The sequence below is a fragment of the Agrobacterium sp. DKPNP3 genome, assembly GCF_052686535.1.
On sequence record NZ_JBQYSN010000023.1, the window covers coordinates 16,811 to 36,637 of the forward strand.

General features: G+C 59.8%; 8 protein-coding genes. 3 read left to right on the forward strand and 5 right to left on the reverse strand.

The window, feature by feature from the left end; all coding sequences use genetic code 11:
• Window positions 1-55: 55 nt before the first annotated feature.
• Both pyc and ACUTJJ_RS09105 read right to left on the reverse strand, forming a co-directional pair.
• Entirely contained in the window at window positions 56-3,517 is a 3,462-nt protein-coding gene (pyc, locus tag ACUTJJ_RS09100) for a pyruvate carboxylase (RefSeq protein ID WP_445541931.1), read from the reverse strand.
• Window positions 3,518-3,622: 105 nt separating this feature from the next.
• Window positions 3,623-4,360 carry a helix-turn-helix transcriptional regulator gene (locus ACUTJJ_RS09105; protein WP_063951470.1) on the reverse strand — a complete coding sequence of 246 codons (738 nt, stop codon included), beginning with the start codon at window positions 4,358-4,360 and terminating at the stop codon, window positions 3,623-3,625.
• A 332-nt stretch (window positions 4,361-4,692) separates the two neighbouring features.
• On the opposite strand from ACUTJJ_RS09105, the gene ACUTJJ_RS09110 reads away from it, so the two are divergent.
• Window positions 4,693-6,459: a glucan ABC transporter ATP-binding protein/ permease gene (locus ACUTJJ_RS09110; RefSeq protein WP_209086715.1), complete on the forward strand. Its 1,767-nt coding sequence runs from the start codon at window positions 4,693-4,695 to the stop codon at window positions 6,457-6,459.
• 655 nt (window positions 6,460-7,114) lie between these two features.
• Here the strand turns inward: ACUTJJ_RS09110 and ACUTJJ_RS09115 are convergent.
• Window positions 7,115-15,610 carry a GH36-type glycosyl hydrolase domain-containing protein gene (locus tag ACUTJJ_RS09115; protein ID WP_445541932.1) on the reverse strand — a complete coding sequence of 2,832 codons (8,496 nt, stop codon included), beginning with the start codon at window positions 15,608-15,610 and terminating at the stop codon, window positions 7,115-7,117.
• Between the two features lie 509 nt (window positions 15,611-16,119).
• Here ACUTJJ_RS09115 and ACUTJJ_RS09120 point away from each other — a divergent pair.
• On the forward strand, window positions 16,120-17,301 hold the full coding sequence (locus tag ACUTJJ_RS09120) for a M20 aminoacylase family protein (protein ID WP_445541933.1): 1,182 nt from the start codon (window positions 16,120-16,122) through the stop codon (window positions 17,299-17,301).
• A 62-nt stretch (window positions 17,302-17,363) separates the two neighbouring features.
• Here ACUTJJ_RS09120 and ACUTJJ_RS09125 read toward each other — a convergent pair whose 3' ends face one another.
• Complete coding sequence (locus ACUTJJ_RS09125) at window positions 17,364-17,507, reverse strand: hypothetical protein (RefSeq protein ID WP_077225180.1); 144 nt, start codon at window positions 17,505-17,507, stop codon at window positions 17,364-17,366.
• 226 nt (window positions 17,508-17,733) lie between these two features.
• On the opposite strand from ACUTJJ_RS09125, the gene ACUTJJ_RS09130 reads away from it, so the two are divergent.
• Entirely contained in the window at window positions 17,734-18,837 is a 1,104-nt protein-coding gene (locus ACUTJJ_RS09130; RefSeq protein WP_445541934.1) for an NAD(P)/FAD-dependent oxidoreductase, read from the forward strand.
• A gap of 12 nt (window positions 18,838-18,849) precedes the next feature.
• Here the strand turns inward: ACUTJJ_RS09130 and ACUTJJ_RS09135 are convergent, their stop codons facing one another.
• Window positions 18,850-19,824: a threonine ammonia-lyase gene (locus tag ACUTJJ_RS09135; protein ID WP_445541935.1), complete on the reverse strand. Its 975-nt coding sequence runs from the start codon at window positions 19,822-19,824 to the stop codon at window positions 18,850-18,852.
• Window positions 19,825-19,827: the final 3 nt, after the last annotated feature.

Genomic DNA, 19,827 nt, shown 5'->3' on the forward strand with positions numbered 1-19,827 from the left:
ACGCCCGCCGAGAAGGCGGGCGTCTACGAGTCTGTTGCCGGGAGGAGTTACGCCGTTATTCGGCGTAAGCGATCAACAAGTCCTTCGCGTCGATCTGGTCGCCTGGTCGTACCAAGACTTCGGCGATCTTGCCGTCGCGTTCGGCATGCAGCGCGGTTTCCATCTTCATGGCCTCGATAGAAAGCAGCACGTCGCCGGCCTTGACCTCCTGACCCTGGTTGACGAAGACCCTGCTGATGACACCCGGCATTGGCGCGCCAACATGAGACGCGCTTCCCGGTTCGGCCTTGCGGCGCGCGGCAGAGCCGGAAGCGCCATGGGCGCGATCCGGCACCTTGATGCGGCGCGGCTGGCCGTTGATCTCGAAAAACACCGTGACCATGCCCTTGTCATCCGTGCCGGACGAGGCTTGATTGACGATAACAAGCGTCTTGCCGCGTTCAATATCGGCAAACAGCTCTTCACCATCCTCCATGCCGTAGAAATAGGCATGAGTAGGCAGAACGGAAACAGGGCCGTAGGTTTCTGCTGCCAGAGCGAAGTCGGTAAAGACCTTCGGATACATTAGGTATGATGCGAACTCGAAGTCATCGACCTTGCGCTCCAGTTTCGTCTCGATTGCCTTGCGCTCCGCATCCAGGTCGGCGTCGGGCAAAAGCGAGCCGGGACGAACCGTATAGGGCTCGTCACCCTTCAACGCCTTTTTCTGCAGGGCCGCCGGCCATCCGCCGGGCGACTGTCCGAGATCGCCCTTCAGCATCGACACGACAGAGTCCGGGAAGGACACTTCACGGTCGGGGTTTTCGACATCCGCGACCGTCAGGTCCTGGCTCACCATCATCAGCGCCATGTCACCGACGACCTTGGAGGACGGCGTCACCTTGACGATATCACCAAACATCCTGTTCGCATCGGCATAGGCTTGCGCCACTTCGTGCCACCGGCTTTCGAGGCCCAGCGAACGCGCCTGTTCCTTGAGGTTGGTGAACTGGCCGCCCGGCATTTCATGCAGATAGACTTCCGAGGCCGGTCCCTTGAGATCGCTCTCGAAGGCGGCATATTGATTGCGCACGGCCTCCCAATAGAAGGAAATGCGGCGGATCCATTCGGGATCGAGGCCGGTATCGCGTTCAGATCCTGCGAGCGCCTCCACGATCGAGCCAAGGCATGGCTGCGACGTATTGCCGGAGAAGGCGTCCATGGCCGCATCGACGGCGTCGACACCGGCATCCACGGCGGCAAGAACCGTCGCCGCCGAAATACCCGACGTATCGTGGGTGTGGAAATGGATGGGCAGGCCCGTTTCTTCGCGCAGCGCCTTGAACAGGACCTTCGCAGCAGCCGGCTTCAACAGGCCAGCCATATCCTTGACGGCGATGATATGGGCGCCGGCCTGCTCCAGCTCCTTGGCAAGACTGGTGTAATATTTCAGGTCATATTTCGGGCGGGCCGAGTTCAGTATATCGCCCGTGTAGCAGATAGTCGCCTCGCAGAGCTTGTTCTCTTCGGCGATGGCATCCATTGAAACCCGCATATTCTCCACCCAGTTCAGGCAGTCGAACACGCGGAAGAGATCGACCCCGCCCTTGGCGGCCTGCCGGACGAAGTATTTTACGACATTGTCGGGGTAATTTTTGTAACCGACGCCATTCGCGCCCCGCAGCAACATTTGCAGCAGCAGGTTCGGCGCGCCTTCGCGAATGAGTGCGAGACGCTCCCAGGGATCTTCCGTCAGGAAGCGCATGGAAACGTCGAAGGTCGCACCGCCCCAGCACTCCAGCGACAAAAGCTGCGGCAGGGCCTTGGCGTAAACGCTGGCGACGCGGGCAATATCATGGGTGCGAACGCGGGTGGCGAGAAGCGACTGATGGCCATCACGCATGGTCGTATCGGTGATCAGAACGCGCTTTTCATTGCGCATCCACTCCGCAAAGCCCTTCGGGCCGAGCTTGTCCAGCAGCTGCTTTGTGCCATCTGGCGTCGGCGCATCGATGTAAGGCACGATAGGCTTTGCGGCCTTTTCGGGCGGTCTGGCGCGACCCTTGGTTTCCGGGTGACCATTGACGGTCACATCGGCCAGATAGGTGAGAAGCTTGGTGGCGCGGTCCTGACGCTTCACCTGCGCGAATAGCTCCGGCGTCGAGTCGATGAAACGCGTCGTATAGGTGTTGTTGCGGAAGCTGTCGTGACCGATGATGGCTTCCAGGAAGGTAAGGTTGGTCGCCACGCCGCGGATGCGGAACTCGCGCAGCGCGCGGTCCATGCGGCTGATCGCTTCATCCGGCTGCGGCGCCCAGGCCGTCACTTTCACCAGCAGCGGATCATAATAGCGGGTGATGACGGCGCCCGTGTAGGAAGTGCCGCCGTCCAGACGTATGCCGAAGCCCGAGGCGGAACGATAGGCGGTGATACGGCCGTAATCGGGAATGAAGTTGTGTTCGGGGTCTTCCGTCGTGATACGGCACTGCAGCGCATGGCCGTTGAGGCGGATGTCCTCCTGGCGCGGAACGCCCGATTCCGCCGTGCCGATGGCGGCACCTTCAAGAATGTGAATCTGCGCCTTGACGATATCGATGCCGGTGACGACTTCGGTGACCGTGTGCTCCACCTGGATGCGTGGGTTCACCTCGATGAAGTAGAACTTGCCGGTATCGGCATCCATCAGATATTCGACTGTGCCAGCGCCGATATAGTTGGTGGCACCCGCAATCTTCAGGGAGTAGGACGCAAGTTCCTGCCGCTGCGCTTCGGTAAGATAAGGCGCGGGCGCACGTTCGACGACCTTTTGGTTACGGCGCTGAATGGAACAGTCGCGTTCAAACAGATGCACCACATTGCCATGTGTATCGCCAAGAATCTGGCTTTCCACGTGGCGCGCGCGCTCGACCAGCTTTTCCAGATAGACCTCGTCCTTGCCAAAGGCGGCCTTTGCTTCGCGCTTGGCTTCCGTCACCTCGCGGGCAAGGTCTTCTCGTCTGCGGATGGCGCGCATGCCGCGACCGCCACCGCCCCATGAGGCTTTCAGCATCACGGGATAGCCGATTTCCTCGGCCATGCGCTCCACTTCCGTCATATCATCAGGCAGCGGATCGGTTGCGGGAACGACGGGAACATCGACCGAAATCGCCAGATTGCGCGCAGCCACCTTGTTGCCGAGCTGGCGCATGGTGTCCGCCGTCGGTCCGATGAAGGTGATGCCGGCCTTGTTGCAGGCCTCCACGAACTCAGGGCTTTCCGACAGAAGGCCGTAGCCGGGATGGATCGCATCGGCTCCCGAGAGCTTGGCGACACGGATAACCTCCTCGATCGAAAGATAGCTCTCGATTGGCCCCATATCCTTGGCGAGATGCGGGCCGCGGCCAACCTGATAGGATTCATCCGCCTTGAAGCGGTGCAAGGAAAGCTTGTCCTCTTCCGCCCAGATCGCAACGGTTTTAATTCCAAGCTCATTGGCAGCCCGGAAAACGCGGATGGCAATTTCGGAACGGTTGGCAACAAGTATTTTCGATATCTTCAAGACGGTCTCCCCACACGCCAAAACAATATTCTGCTGCACTGCGGAATTAAGCAGCAAAACCCCGTCTTGGAAAGGGCAATTCCGGCGAGAATTGTTCTGTTTGCGTTAACTCAGCAGACCATGGCGAAAAGCAAGTGCCACCGTGTGCTGCCTGTTCTTGGCGCTGAAGCGTCGCTGGATTCCGTTTATATACCAGTCGACCGTATGATTGGAGATCGACAACTGACGGCCGATCTCCGTCGAGGTCATGCCATCAGCCATCAGTGCCAGCACTTCCATTTCGCGTCGCGTCAGTTCCAGCGCCGAAACCTCCGGTGCGTTGCTGAAACCTTCGCCTTGCCCGGAAAGATCGAGCAGCCGCCAGAAGACGGCACGCGTGGCGGAATCGAGTAGCTCCACCTGCAGGGAAGACAATTGCCGATCTTCTCCGCCAATGAACACCGCACCGATGAATCCCGCACGCCCATGCACCGGGAAAGCATAACCTCCCTGCAGGCCGTAACGGCTGGCATCGTGCAGGAAAACGCTTGCCCTTTTGCGATGCATTGCACGCGGCAGCCCATCCAGCGCGTCCTTCCACTGGAACGGCTTGTGGACCATGCCGATTACCTTGCGGACGGGATCGACGAGATTGTACTTCTTGGCCCTGTAAACCTCCAGCCAGCCCTCCGGCAAATGCTGCGCAAGAACCTGACCGGTCGAGGCGAGCTCGCCCGTCATCCGTTTGCTGACCAGAAAATAGTCGAAGCCATAGTCTCGAATGAGCGACGAAAATTCGGAGCGGACGCGGTCGGCGCTTCCTGCCTGGTAACACGCAGAGATGAAGTGAAGAATATCTTGCATAAAGACACAGAGTCCGGACTAGGCTTGATGGGATGACACGGAGGACGTAGTCCCGCGATGACGTCATGTTACTCGGGCGCCGGTCGGCAAAAATTGAACATACCGTTGTTAGCAATCCCTAAAACGATAATGCGAAATCTTGTGACGGCACCGTGTTGAAAGCTTCGGCTGCAGGCGGCGAACAACAGCGAGCGTGATCTGTTAAGCCGCCATTCAGACTGAAAGAGCGATAATTACACAAAATTCGCCGGACCATGCAACATTACTAAAGTAGCTTTGTTCTGGTCCGAACACCAAACCGCTTGTAAAGACGCTCAGACTGGATTGAAAATTTGACCCTGTTTCAGGTTTACACGCGCGCACTGCGCTATCTGACCGTTCATAAATGGCGTGTGGCTGTTGTCGTCATCGCCAACGTCATTCTTGCAGCGATCACCATCGCCGAACCCGTTCTGTTCGGCCGTATCATCGACGCCATCTCTTCCGGCTCCAACGTCACGTCCATCCTTATCCTCTGGGCGGGTTTTGGCGTCTTCAACACCGTGGCCTATGTCGCGGTCGCCCGCGAGGCGGACAGGCTTGCCCATGGCAGGCGGGCGTCGCTCCTGACGGAAGCCTTCGGCCGCATCATTTCGATGCCGCTTTCGTGGCATCATCAGCGTGGCACGTCCAATGCGCTGCATACCCTGCTGCGCGCAAGCGAAACGCTCTTCGGCCTCTGGCTCGAATTCATGCGCACGCACCTTGCGACCTTCGTTGCGCTGGTTCTACTCGTGCCGACCGCCATGTCCATGGACCTGCGCCTCAGCTTCGTGCTGATCGGCCTCGGCATCGTCTACTGGTTCATCGGCAAGTGGGTGATGAGCCGCACCAAGGACGGCCAGGCCTCCGTGGAAGAACACTATCACAGCGTTTTTGCCCATGTCAGCGATTCCATCAGCAACGTTTCGGTCCTGCACAGCTACAACCGCATTGAGGCGGAAACGAAGGCTCTGAAATCCTTCACGGAAAAGCTGCTGAGCGCTCAATATCCGGTGCTCGACTGGTGGGCCTTCGCCAGTGCGCTGAACCGCACGGCCTCCACTGTTTCGATGATGATCATCCTCGTCATCGGCACGGTGCTGGTAAAGAATGGCGAAATCCGCGTCGGTGACGTGATCGCCTTCATCGGTTTCGCCAATCTGCTGATCGGCCGTCTCGACCAGATGCGCCAGTTCGTCACGCAGATTTTCGAAGCCCGCGCCAAGCTCGAGGATTTCTTTGTGCTGGAGGATTCCGTCAAGGAACGGGAAGAACCCGGCGACGCCCGCGAATTGTCGAATGTCTCCGGTACGGTCGAGTTCCGCAACGTCAATTTCGGTTTCGCCAATACCAAGCAGGGCGTCCACGACGTGTCGTTTACCGCGAAGGCCGGCGAAACGATTGCGATCGTTGGGCCGACCGGTGCAGGTAAGACCACGCTCATCAACCTGTTGCAGCGCGTCTATGATCCGGATTCCGGCCAGATCCTGATCGACGGTACCGATATTTCAACGGTGACGAAAAACTCACTGCGCAATTCCATCGCGACCGTCTTCCAGGATGCCGGCCTGCTGAACCGCTCGATCCGTGAAAACATTCGCCTCGGCCGGGAGACCGCCACCGATGCGGAAGTGGTGGAGGCGGCAGCAGCGGCAGCAGCGACGGACTTCATCGACAGCCGCATCAACGGCTACCTGACGCAGGTCGGCGAGCGCGGCAATCGCCTGTCGGGCGGCGAGCGCCAGCGTATCGCCATCGCCCGCGCCATCCTCAAGAATGCGCCTATCCTTGTTCTGGACGAAGCAACCAGCGCGCTGGACGTTGAAACCGAAGCCCGCGTGAAAGCCGCTGTCGACGCGCTGAGAAAGAACCGCACGACATTCATCATCGCTCACCGGCTTTCCACGGTGCGTGATGCCGATCTCGTGCTGTTCCTCGATCAGGGCCGGGTCATCGAAAAGGGTACCTTCGACGAACTCAGCCAGCGCGGTGGACGTTTCACATCGCTGCTGCGCACCAGTGGCCTGCTGACGGAAGACGAAGCCCAGCAAAACCGACCGAAGGCGATAGCCTCCTGAGGATTGGACCAGGGCGAAAGCGGGGGCGGACAGCGATGTCCGCCCTTTTTTATTCCCGCTTTATCTACCAGTCGCATCGCCGCCCTCGGTCAAAGAGCACCGGTCATCAAATACGATAGCCAAAAATCGGTCTGGCCAATGGGAAGCAAGTTTCCAAAAAGCGGACAAAACGGCAGCGAGATAAAGTGTGCAGTCTCAACAAGGATGCCCAGCGCGCGCCTGCCAACACGACAATGCTAGGCAAAGAATTGGCGAAAATGTGAGCACTCGGCTTCTGTGAATGACGTGTTTGAAGGACAACGATCGCTTTCTTTCGATCTTTTGAAGATGTCACCACCCCGCGGACGCGGACGTCAAGACGGCTTTGCAAGACGGCTCACGCAGGTCCGCTTCGCCCGCAAAACGGGTGAGGCGAGGACGCACTCGCGAGGACCCTGCTTGTGAAAGGAGAGCGTGAATATCGTGACCTCGCCATGCAGCTCACTGATCTTGGCTCACGTCCTGCTTAGGGGGGCCTTCCAGCTCTAAAGTCAAAGGAGGCCGCGCTGGCCTGTTATCCGGCCACGCCCTGAAGCTGACCGGGAGGGCACCACAAAAAAAGGGCCCCTGCATCCCGCAGAGGCCCAGCATTAACCGCGGACATGCGCTTGTCGCATCAGTCGAACGGTATCAACCTGTCACCGGCCGCCAGATCTTTCCCGTCGACGGACACGGTAATGTCCTCCGAGCCAGTCTTCCGTGTAACGGCAATATTTCTCGACTTACCGTCAAGCGTGACCTTTATCGAGAAGCCATCCCAGTCGGCTGGCAGAGACGGCGTGACATGCAGGTTGCCGTCGGTGCGGGTAATGCCGAGAATACCCTCGACCGCTGCGCGATAGAGCCAACCGGCCGAGCCCGTATACCAACTCCAACCGCCACGGCCCGCATAAGCGCCCTCGCCATAAACATCCGCGGTCACCACATAGGGCTCGACCCGATAGGTTTCCGATGAGGCCGCATCGAGCGCGTGATTGACCGGGTTCAGAAGCTTGAAGCAGTTCCAGGCCTCCTGCGCCCTGCCCTGTTTGGCGAGCGCAAGCACCACCCAGGTGGCTGCATGGGTATATTGCCCGCCGTTTTCGCGCACGCCCGGCGGATATCCCTTGATATAACCGGGATCATGCGGTGCACGTGAGAAGGCTGGCGTGAAGAGGCGGATAATGCCGGTCTCTTCATCGACAAGATGCTCCATGACGGCGTCCATCGCCTGGCGGGATCGCCCCTCTTCGCCTTCGCCGGACAAAACGCTCCAACTCTGGCCGAGGGAATCGATCCGGCATTCTTCGCTGCTGGCTGAGCCAAGCGGCGTGCCGTCATCAAAATAGCCGCGGCGATAATAGCTGCCATCCCAACCCGCTGTTTCCAGCGCATTGCGCAGCTTTTCCCGATGCGATGCCCATTTCCCGACACGGTGGGTATCCCCGCGCTTTTCCGCAATCTCGATGAAATCACGCAATGCCCCGACCAGGAACCAGCCAAGCCAGACACTGGTGCCCTTGCCACCGACGCCCACCCGGTTCATCCCGTCGTTCCAGTCACCGCCAAGGATCAGCGGCAGACCGTTTTGCCCCGTCCGGTGAATGGCGAGATCAAGCGCAAGCGCAGCATGTTCGTACAGCGTCGTGGATTTGTCGCTGATTTCCGGCTGGAAGAAGGCATCGTGCTGGCCAGGCATCAGCGCAGGCCCTTTCAGGAAGGGAATGCTTTCATCGAGGATGGCAACATCGCCGGTCGCGGAAACATACTGGTTGATCGCATAGGCGAGCCAGACAACGTCGTCAGAAATCGTCGTACGAACGCCCGCCCCCGTTAGCGGCAGCCACCAATGCTGGACGTCACCCTCCGGGAACTGCCGGCCGGCCGCACGCAGGATCTGCTTGCGGGCGAGATCCGGCTGGTACAGCAGGAACGCCAGCGTGTCCTGCAACTGATCGCGGAAGCCAAAGGCGCCGCTCGACTGATAGAAGGCCGTGCGGGCGAGGATACGGCAGGCGAGCGCCTGATATGGCAGCCAGCTATTGACCATGTGGTTGAAGCCGGCGTCCGGTGTGGACACGTGCAACTGCCCGGTAAAGCCCGTCCAGAACGCCTTGTTCTCTTCGAGCACCGCCTGGAAGTCCGCCTGGCGAACGTCCTTCACCAGCGCTTCGGCTTCCCCTGCAGTATCGGCATCGCCGAGAATGAAGGTCATATGCCGTTCTTCGCCGGGCTTCAGGTGGATCTCCTGCATCAACGCTGCACAGGGGTCACCGTCGACTTCGGTGCTACCGCTCAGCGCCGCTCCCGACACGATGCCCTGCGGAGCCTGTGCGGAGCCGAAGCGGCCGATGAATTCCCGGCGGCTGGTCGTGAAACCGCTCGCCTCGCTGTCAAGCGTGAGGAACGCCGTGCGATCGCTATAATCGATGCTGTAGGGGTTCGATGCAAAGATCGCATTGCTGCCGGCGTCGTGCCTGCTGAGGATGAACGGCGCGGATTTCTGACCGTTGGTTCCCAGCACCCATTCCACGTAGGCATACACTTTCAGGCGGCGGCTTTTCGAGCCCTTGTTGCGAACGATGACCTGCGAGAACTTGACCGGCTTTTCCCGGTCAACCGTTTGGGTCAGTTCCACCTCCAGCGTATCGGCCGTGCCAGTTAACACCGAGTAACCGAGGCCATGACGGGTTTCGAACAGCGCTTCCGGATCGCGCGAGAGCGCGGCGCAGGGCGTATAGAGCTTTCCCGTCTCCATGTCAGCGACGTAGAAAGCCTCACCGGGCCGGTTGATGACCGGATCGTTGCTCCATGGCGTCAGCTGATAATCGCGGGAATTGCGGCTCCAGCTGAAACCGGCGCCTTCGGCCGAAATATGGAAACCGAAGTTCTCGTTCGAGATGACATTGATCCATGGGTGCGGCGTGGACTGGCCACCGTGCAGGCGCACGACATATTCCCGCCCGTCTCTGGAAAAGCCGCCAAAACCGTTCCAGAAATCGAGATCGTCAGCATCTTCGACCGGCTCCGCAACCGGGAAGGCCGGCATAGGGAGACGAGCCTGCGCAGCATCGCCGGTGCCGTCAGGACCGCGATGCGCCGCAAACAGCGACACGGCGCGGTTGATCTGGTCAACGATCTTGCCGTTGCGAACGTGCAGCACGACGCGGGACGCGGCAAGAAGCGCGTTCCACGTCTCTTCGTCCATCAGGTCGCGGCGGACCGAGAAGACGTGCGGGCGACCGCCATCGGCAGGATTGATGCGGCGCTGCGCCTCAGAAATATGATCCAGAGCGTGCTGCATGTCCTGTGCGTAGGATGCAGCCCGCTCATTGACGATAACGAGATCGAAGATCACGCCACGCGACCGCAGATACTCGTGAGCACTCAGCGCCTCACGGGCAATATCCATATCCATGTCGTCATTGATGCGCAGGCTGAAGATCGGGAAATCGCCGGAGATGGCAAGTGGCCACAGCGCGCGCTGCGAGGCCAAGCCCGTCTTCAGCGTTTCCGAATCCGCCCGCAGGTGCATGTCGGGATAGGTCAGATAACGGCCGAGATGCTGGAAGGCGGCCGCCTGCTGCGAGGTGACGCCCACATGGCGCATCTGCACCTGCGTGCGCGTCCAGGCATGAACGAGTTCATGGGCGAAGGCATCCGGATGACGATAACGGTCAATCGCCTTATCGACTTCCTCACGGCTCGGAGCGGCGATCGTCCAGAAGATCACGCTCACCTTCTTGCCAGCCGGAACGCGTACGGTGCGACGGAGCGAGAGAATGGGATCGAGCGTGAACCCGTCCGTGCTGGAGAGCGTCGCGCCGGCATCGAATGCCGCCGCTTCACGCAACGAGCGTCCGCGGCCAATGAATTTGGCACGGTCGGTCTCGAATTCAGTCGGCCGCGAAGGGCCGGCATTATCGGCGGCGAGATGCGCGATCACGGTACCCGGTTCGTTCGGGCTGCGACGGTTACGCCAGGCGCGAATGACATCGCCGCGACGTCCAATTTCCGTCTGGACGAACATCCGCGAGAAGAGCGGATGGGCATTGTCATCGTCTTCAGACGCGATGACCGGCTCCATGTAGGAGGTCACTTCAATGTAGCGATCCTCCGAACCCACGTTCAGCAGGGTGATCCGGCGCCCCTCGGCATCATGTTCGGTTGCGACGATGCATTCGACGACGCTCTGCAGGTCGCCGATGGTCTTGTGAAACTCGGCCTTGTCGTCGGTGAAGACGGTCTTGGTCTTTTCACCTTCGGCCACGCGTGGTTCAGCCGTCGCACTCCACCATTGTCCGTTCGTTGCGTCGCGCAGGAAGATAAACGTTCCCCAGCGATCTTCTGTCGGATCGGCCTTCCAGCGGGAAATCGCCTGTCCGTTCCATTTCGAGTAACCTGCACCTGTCGCGGTGAGCATGGTGGAATAATGGCCGTTCGAAAGGAACACCACCTCGCGGTCACGCACGGCGGGGTCGGCAATGGTGCGTACCTCGGCGCGCAGCAGATCCGCCTGTTCCTTGCCGGGGGTTTCCGGCTCGTATTTGGCGCTCATAACGGGCACTTCGCGTGGCGCCTTTTCCTGCAGCAGCAACTCGGCCGCCTCGATCACCGGATCGGAGTGGAAGAGTTCGCGCAGTATTCCATCGAAGGCAACGTTGGCGACAGCCGCAATCGACATGCCGTGGTGGTGGGCGTAATAATTGTAAACCACCGCGCAGACCTTACCGTCCGGAACGCGTGTCGGCGTGAAATCCACCGCATCGTGGAAACCGTACTGGCCAAGTGCGCCAAGCTTGCGCAGCTTTTCGAGGTTTTCCAGCGCGCCATCAGGATCGTACTGGCTGGCCAGAATCGAGGCATAGGGGGCGATGACCGCGTTTTGGCCAAGCCCACGCTTCAGGCCAAGGGTCGGCACACCGAAGTTGGTGTACTGGTAGTTCATGTTGTGATCGCGGGCGTTGAACGCTGCTTCGGAAATGCCCCATGGCGTGCCGAGACGGCGGCCGTGGTTCATCTGTTCCTTGACGATCAGATTGTTGGTCTGGTTGAGAATGCCGCCCTGACGCTCCTGCATGACGAGCGGCGGCATCAGATATTCGAACATCGAGCCAGACCAGGACACCAGCGCGCCCTGCGCACCGATCGGCACGACCTGACGGCCGAGACGATACCAGTGCTCTGTCGGCAGGTCGCCCTTGGCAATGGCGAACAAGCTGGTCAGGCGGCATTCCGACGCCAGAAGGTCGTAGCAGGCCTCATCCAGCTCCTTGCTTTCGACGCGGTAGCCAATCGACAGAAGTCGGCGATCCTTCCGGTAAAGGAAGGTGAAATCCATCGAGAAGGCGAGATCGCGGCTGCGGTCGCGTAGCGACGCAAGACGCTGGCGCAGCGGCTCCATGTTCGTGAGGTCGATGGCGCTGTCGGAAATATGCGCCTCACAGCATTCCACCAGCAATTGCGCCCAGCGCGTCACTTCTGCACTTTGCGTCGAATTTACCTCGTGGTCCACATTGGTGGCGAGCTTCTGGATGTCGCGCGCCAGCACGGCGAGATTGATGACGCGGATCGAGGCGAATTCATGCTCCCGCTTGACGGAAGCCAGCGCATTGGAAAAGCCGATGATACGTTCTTCGAGACGCCGGTGCAGCGGACGCAGGGTCTTGCGGTTGTCGGGCAGGGCGTTCAGCGTTTCGCGCAGGATGCCGGCAACATCGCCAATGCCATCCAGATTGCCCTGCAGATGCGCGGAAGGCGCTTCCGCCCAGTCACGGCAGGCGGACGACACCGCAATCAGGTGGCCGGCAAGGTTGCCGCTATCCACCGCCGAAACATAGCGCGGTCCAAGCGTCTGCAACGTGTCGGTATGATACCAGTTGTAGAGATGGCCACGATATTTTTCCATCTTCTCGACGGTCTGGATCGTGTTTTCGATCCGCTCCAGCGTATCGGCAAAGCTGATCCAGCCGAACTGGCGCGCCGAAATGACGGACAGAAGATACACGCCGATATTGGTGGGCGAGGTGCGCGAAGCGACGATCGGCTCCGGCGTTTCCTGGAAATTGTCAGGCGGCAGATGGTTTTCCTGCGGCGTTACGAAAGTCTCGTAATAGCGCCATGTGCGGCGGGCAATCTTGCGCAACTCAAAGGAGACGTGCTCGGAAACGAACAGCCGGTCCTCGGTTTCAGCCGACTGGCTGACATACCAGGCGACGGCCGGTGACAGGACCCACAGGACTGTGAAGGGAATACCGATCAGGAAGGCATTGTCGCCCGGCAGCGCTGCAAACAGCAGGCCGAGCATCGCGACCACAGGCGCATGCCACATCTGGCGATAGTAGTCGATGATGCTTCCCTGCGCGCTGGACTGCATGCTGGCGGCCGTGCGCCACTCCAGCATCAGCTTATGGCTGACAAGCAGACGGTAAAGCGAACGGGCAATAGCGTCCGTCATCATGCAGGCCGCATCGGCAATGAAGACGATACGCAGCGCAACCTGTGCATTGGTCGCCCTGATTTCCGACCAGATGGTGTGGAAATGCGCCTGCGGAACGATATCGGTCGAACGCGGCACGAGGCCGGAGAGCAGCGAGAGCGTCGGTGCTACGAACAACGAGAAGATCAGCAGGATCTGCCAGATCAGCGCACCCAGCGGGTCCATGAAATACCAGCCGAGGATCGACGCGAAGAACCAGGCAATCGGCGTGAGAGAGCGACGCAGATTGTCGACCATCTTCCACCGACCGATCGCAGTCACGCCACGGGCGCTGTCCAGAATAAAGGGCAGAAGCTGCCAGTCGCCACGCGCCCAGCGATGCTGGCGCGACACTTCGACTTCGTAGCGGGTCGGGAAGTCCTCGACCAACTCCACATCGGTCACCAGCGCGCAACGTGCAAAGGAGCCTTCGAGCAGGTCGTGGCTGAGGATCGCGTTTTCTTCGATACGGCCCTTCAGAGCCGCTTCGAACGCATCCACATCGTAAAGACCCTTGCCGGTGAAGGTGCCTTCCGAGGTGAGATCCTGGTAAACGTCGGAAACCGTGAAGACGTAAGGATCGATACCACGGTTGATCGAGAAGACACGCTGAAAGACGGACGCGTCCTTGCCTGTTGTAAGCGACGGCGTGACGCGCGGCTGCAGCAGGCCGTAACCTTCGACGACACGGCCCGATACCGGATCGATCTTCGGGCGGTTGATCGGGTGGTGCATCTTGCCCACAAGCTTCGTCACCGCATCGCGCATCAGGCGCGTATCGGCGTCCAGCGTCATGACATATTTGACACCTTCCGGCACGATGTTCGCGCCGCTGAGGAACGTCGTGTCCTTGTCGCCGCGCAACAGCATGTTCAGCTCGTGCAGCTTGCCGCGCTTGCGCTCCCAACCCATCCAGCAGCCTTCCGCCGGATTGTAGATGCGGCGACGGTGCAGCAGGTAAAAACGGGTCTTGCCGTCAAAGGCATAGCGGCTGTTCAGCGTCGCAAGCTCGCGCTTGGCATAGTCGAGGATCTCGATATCGTCGTCTGACTGCTCGTACTGAGCATCGCGCCAGTCGCTCACCAGCGAGAAGTAAATCTCCCCATGCGGATTGGCGAGATAATGCACCTCGATATTGCGCATCATCTCATCGACACTATCGCGGCTGGTCAGCATGCACGGCACGGCGACGAGTGTGCGGGCATCCTCGGGAATGCCGCTCTTGAACTCGTACCCGACCAGGCGGAAGGGTTTGACGAAGAAGGTGACGAGCGTGTTGAAAAGGCCGGTCGCACCTTCCGATGCCGGCAGGGCAAACATCAGCAGGAAAGCGGTGACGACATACCAGGGCATTCCGGCATTGGCCAGGAACCAGCCGACGGCAAGCATGGCAAGGGCGGTAATCAGCAGCACAGGCGCCGCGATTGCCAGCCAGTTGAACTTGCGCATGGCGCGGACGATGTGCTGCGACACCAGCGGCCGATAGGCCAAAGCCTTTTCAAGCTCGAAGCGGCGTTGGCCGACGAGCACAGAACCGACGTTGACGCGATGGTTGTCGTCGGCGCCTGCGGGCGTATCCGCCCGCGCCATCTCAACGGCAGCGCGCGCCACCTCGACTTCGCTCTTGGGGGAGCGGCGGGCCAGAAGCTCGATGGTGTTGCGGTAGGTGTTGCGCGAACCGAAATCGAGAACCTCGTAGTCGGTCTCCTCGCGCAGGACCTTGTCGATATGGCTGACTTCCTCGAACCAGACCGACCACTCTGTATCGTCGATTTCGCGCAAGCTCTTGACGATATTGCCCATCGTCACATTGCCGGATGCCAGACGGTTATGTTCCGACATCATGACGTTTTCAGCATCGGTGCCAGCGGCATGCAGACGCTCTTCGAGCCACGCGACAGCGAAGCCAGAGGTCTGCGAACCGTTGCGGAGACGATAGAGGAACTGCGTCGCGAAAGTCGGATCATCGACCAGCGAATCGACCTGTTTCAGAAGTGCCGCCGAAGCTTCGGCATCGTTCAGCCGGATGATCTCATCCACCACCTCATTCGCCTTCTGGCGCATGCGGCGCGAACGTTCGACGCGGATCGAGATACGGCGAAGATTTTCGATGAGGACGAACCGGATGATGGAGGGCAGCGCCCACAACTCGCCGATCTGAAGCGTCTTCGAGGTCTGGTAGCCATCAACCAGAGCCGTCATGTTTTCGCGCGACACCGTGCTGTGGGTATGGGCGACATAGAGCCAGCCGAGCGCCATGACCCGCGGAATCGTCACCCCGCCCACTGTCATTGTCGGCAGCTGACGATAGAATTTGCGCGGAAAATCGCGGCGCACTTCCTGGATCGCTTCTTCGATGACGTAGTGGTTGTCCAGCAGCCACTCCGCCGCCGGCGTAATGGTCGCCCCATTCTCCGCGTCGACGGCCGTAGTCCGGTAGACCCGCAGGATTTCCTTCTCGTTTTCGCGATGTCGCTCGAAGAAATCGAACGCCATGAAACCGGGAAGGCTGTCTGCGCCATCGCGCGACAGCGCGGCACCGGCATCATGCAGTTCCTCGATCGTCATGTAGGACGCGCGGATCGAATCGTTATGATCGATCTGCTTCGTCTCGGAATCACGGGCGGCGGCGGTCGGGGTGATATGAAATGACATCGGGCTCGTATTCTGAACTTAAGGGATATTTGTTCGACTTGACCGGCATTTCGTCCGTGGTGGGAACACACACGAAACGGGCCACGCTATATTTATGACCTATCCTGAACCTTCGGTGAACCGGGCGAAACCATTTAAAGGCCGGGACAGGGCGCGGATGGCTTCAGCAGAGAAGGGTGTGGGGCGCAAGATTAACTGGATCGAGTGGCCCGGCCCTGCCGTTCCCTCTGGAAGTCGCGCACGCTCATACAGCGAAGATTGTTCGCGCAAAGTCCGATATTCCCCCGCTGATGACCTGAACGGCAACGCACGCCAAGGGGCGCGCGCTACATCCGAGGGAAGCTAATGCCCCAGACCATCAATAGTTCCATGCCACCGGTCGCGGCGGGATGCAAGCGCTGAATCTAAGGGCTTTGGCTATGGCGAAGGGCACTTTAGAATCCTTTCACATCCTGATATGTCCAAGGAGAAACGCACTGAAAAAGGACGGCGTAGCCAGGAACTTGCAGATGACCAGACAGACCGCAAACATTGCTTCCTTCGCCAATCACATGCCCGACGTGGTTGCCATTCGCCGCCACCTTCACCGCAATCCGGAAATCGGCCTTTCGGAATTCAGGACTTCGGATTTCATCGCCGAACAGTTGGAAACAATGGGCTATGAGGTAACACGCGGTCTTGCCGGCACCGGCATTGTTGCGACGCTGCGAAACGGTGACAGCCAACGCAGGCTTGGCATACGCGCCGATATCGATGCGCTGCCGATCCACGAAGAGACGGGCGCGGACTATGCAAGCATCAATGAGGGCGTAATGCACGCCTGCGGTCACGATGGGCACACGGCCATGCTGCTGGGTGCGGCGAAGATCATCGCCGAAAGAAAGAATTTCGACGGAACGCTGCACCTCATCTTCCAGCCGGCGGAAGAAAACTTCGGTGGCGCCCGCATCATGATCGAGGACGGCCTGTTCGAGCGCTTCCCCTGCGATGCAGTGTTCGCGTTGCATAATGATCCAGGCCTGCCCTTCGGCCAGTTCGTGCTGCGCGACGGCCCGATCCTTGCGGCCGTCGATGAATGCAAGATCACCGTCAGGGGTTATGGCGGCCACGGTGCCGAACCACAGGACACGGCCGATCCAATCGTTGCCGGCGCGAGCATCATCATGGCGCTGCAGACGGTGGTATCCCGCAACATCCATCCGCAATCATCGGCGGTGGTCACCGTGGGTGCATTCCATGCTGGTGCTGCCAGCAACGTCATTCCCGAAACGTCGGAAATGCTGCTGACCATCCGCTCTTTCGATCCGGACGTGCGTGACGAGCTGGAAAAGCGTATTCGTGCGATCGCCGAGGGCCAGGCGGCCAGCTATGGCATGAGCGTCACCGTCGATTACGAGCGCGGCTATAACGCCACCGTCAATCACAAGGCGGAAACTGATTATGTCGCCGACCTCGCCCGCCGGTTCGCGGGTGCCGAAAACGTGGCAGAGATGAAGCGCCCGTCGATGGGCGCGGAAGACTTCGCCTATATGCTGGAAAAGCGGCCCGGCTGCTATTTCTTCCTCGGCACCGCGCGCACCGAAAACGATCCGCCCTTGCACCACCCGAAGTTCGATTTCAACGACGAAATCCTGCCGCTCGGAACCGCTTTCTGGGTGGAACTGGCGGAGGATTATCTAAAGTCCCGATGATATAAAAAAAGCCGGTCGGAGGAGCGACCGGTTTTTCAGCCCTGATGGCAAAATCGGAAGGATCAGGGAACGAGACCAAGAATGACGGCGGCGACGAAGGCCATGCAGACGCCAACGAGGGCCGCATGAACCGAATCTCTCCAGCTACGCGGCGACTGGGGCTGCGAGACAAAGTCTTTTACTTTTCCTGCCTTGGAATAAGACATTGTACACTCCCTTCCTGCTTGCCCGTCTGAAGCGGGCATCGCTCATCTTGGATCAACAATATCTCTCTTCCCCGCCGTTTAAGGAGAGATAGAATTCTATAAGAAGCGCCTGTCGGGAAAAATAGGGGTCGCCACTTGCCTCCCAACAAGCATCAATCTACCCAACGTCAAATATTAACGCGGCGGCAGGACGTTTGTTCAAACGCAATTTGCTTGGCAGGACGATATGACTGACATCGACGCCATCATCATCGGAGCGGGGGTCATTGGCCTTGCAATCGCCCGTGAACTGTCGATGCGTGGTCGTTCGGTCATCATTCTCGAAAGCGCGAATGAATTTGGCTCGGCAACCTCATCGCGCAACAGTGAGGTCATCCACGCAGGTCTTTATTACCCACCCGGCAGCCTCAAAGCGAAACTCTGTGTCGAGGGAAAAGAACGGCTTTATGATTTCTGCCGAACGCACGGCGTCGCGCATCGCCGTTGCGGTAAGCTCATCGTCGCTACAACCGATGACGAAACGCCGCTGCTTACCGCGCTGCGCGAGAAAGGAAGAGCCAATGGCTGCGACGATCTGCGACTGATCGAGGCAACACACGCCCGTGCACTCGAACCAGCCCTTGCCTGCGTCTCCGCACTGCTGTCCCCTTCCACCGGTATCATTGACAGCCACGGCTATATGCTGGCGCTGCTCGGTGAGGCGGAAGACCATGGGGCGGCCCTTGCTCTCAACGCGCCGTTCGAGAGAGCGGAAGCGAGGGGCGGTCATTATCGCGTTTTCGTGGGTGGCAGGGAGCCCGCCAGCCTCACATGCCGGCTGCTCGTCAATTCCGCCGGGCTTGTTGCGCCCATGATGGCAAGGGCGATAAAGGGACTGCCGGCGGAGGCGATCCCGCAGGCGCGTTTTGCCAAAGGCAGCTATTTTTCGCTGGCAGGCAAATCGCCTTTTTCGCGGTTGATCTATCCCGCGCCTCACGCACACGGGCTTGGCGTGCACCTGACGCTGGACCTTGCCGGGCAGGCCCGGTTCGGGCCTGATGTGGAATGGGTCGACGCCATAGACTACGCCGTCGATGCCCGTCGCATGGAGGGTTTCGGCGATGCGATAAAGCGTTATTGGCCAGGCTTGCCGCAGGATGCTCTTGCGCCTGCCTATGCGGGCATAAGGCCGAAGATTTCCGGGCCGGACGATCCCGCCATGGACTTTCGCATCGACGGAGCGGAAACCCATGGCATGCCCGGCCTGGTCAATCTGTTCGGGATCGAGAGCCCCGGCCTGACCGCTTCGATGGCAATCGCCGCGGAAGTCGCAAGACGGCTTGAAACCTGATCGCGCCGTCAATCAGCCGAAGCGGGAGAGGGCGTCAGCCATGATCCCCGGATCGACGTTACCGCCTGAGGCAACGGCAATCACCGTCTCGCTTTCCAGCTCATCGCCATGAAACAGCGCCGCAGCAAGTGCAACCGCGCCACCCGGTTCAACGACGATCTTCAGTCGGTTGAAGGCAAGAACCATTGCCCGCAGCGCCTCCTCCTCGGTGACGGCCAAGCCCTTGCCGCAATGCCCTACCATGATGGGAAAGGTGATGTTACCGGGTTGCGGCGTAACGATCGCATCGCAGATCGAACCGGATGTCGTTGCATTCCGCTCAATATTGCCTGCGGCCAGCGAACGGGCCACGTCATCAAATCGCTCCGGTTCTGCCGTTCTCACCTTGTACTTCGCGGCATTCACGGCAAGCGCAAGAGAGATGCCCGAGGTCAAGCCGCCGCCGCCGCACGGAACCAGAACCTCGGCGGCATCGATGCCGAGTTCGCCGCCCTGTTCAGCAATTTCAAGCCCGACAGTCCCCTGCCCTGCAATCACCAGCGGCTCGTCATAAGGCCTTATCAGCGTCAACCCGCGCTCGCTCGACAAGCGGTCGCCAATGGCGTCACGGTCTTCATGCGCCCGGTCATAGAGCACCACCTCCGCGCCATAAGCGCGCGTATTGTCGATTTTGATCTTCGGCGCATCCGACGGCATGATGATGACGGCGGGAACGCCGTGCAGTTTCGCCGCAAGCGCCACGCCCTGCGCATGGTTGCCGGAGGAAAAGGCGATCACGCCCCTGGCGCGCTTCTCGGCCGGCAGGCCTGACACCGCCGACCAGCCACCACGAAACTTGAAAGATCCGGTCCTTTGCAGGCATTCCGCCTTCACGAAAAGCTTTCGTCCTGCAATTTCGTCCAGAAAGGGTGATGTGAGCAGCGGGGTCCGCACCGCCTCGTTGCCAATGCGCTGACGCGCTGCCTCAATCATCGAAATATCTGTCATGCC

Coding starts and splice junctions, on each gene's coding strand:
- ACUTJJ_RS09130 (WP_445541934.1), top strand. CDS start 17,734: ATGACTGACATCGACGCCATCATCATCGGAGCGGGGGTCATTGGCCTT.
- ACUTJJ_RS09135 (WP_445541935.1), bottom strand. CDS start 19,824: ATGACAGATATTTCGATGATTGAGGCAGCGCGTCAGCGCATTGGCAAC.
- ACUTJJ_RS09125 (WP_077225180.1), bottom strand. CDS start 17,507: ATGTCTTATTCCAAGGCAGGAAAAGTAAAAGACTTTGTCTCGCAGCCC.
- ACUTJJ_RS09115 (WP_445541932.1), bottom strand. CDS start 15,610: ATGTCATTTCATATCACCCCGACCGCCGCCGCCCGTGATTCCGAGACG.
- ACUTJJ_RS09105 (WP_063951470.1), bottom strand. CDS start 4,360: ATGCAAGATATTCTTCACTTCATCTCTGCGTGTTACCAGGCAGGAAGC.
- ACUTJJ_RS09120 (WP_445541933.1), top strand. CDS start 16,120: ATGACCAGACAGACCGCAAACATTGCTTCCTTCGCCAATCACATGCCC.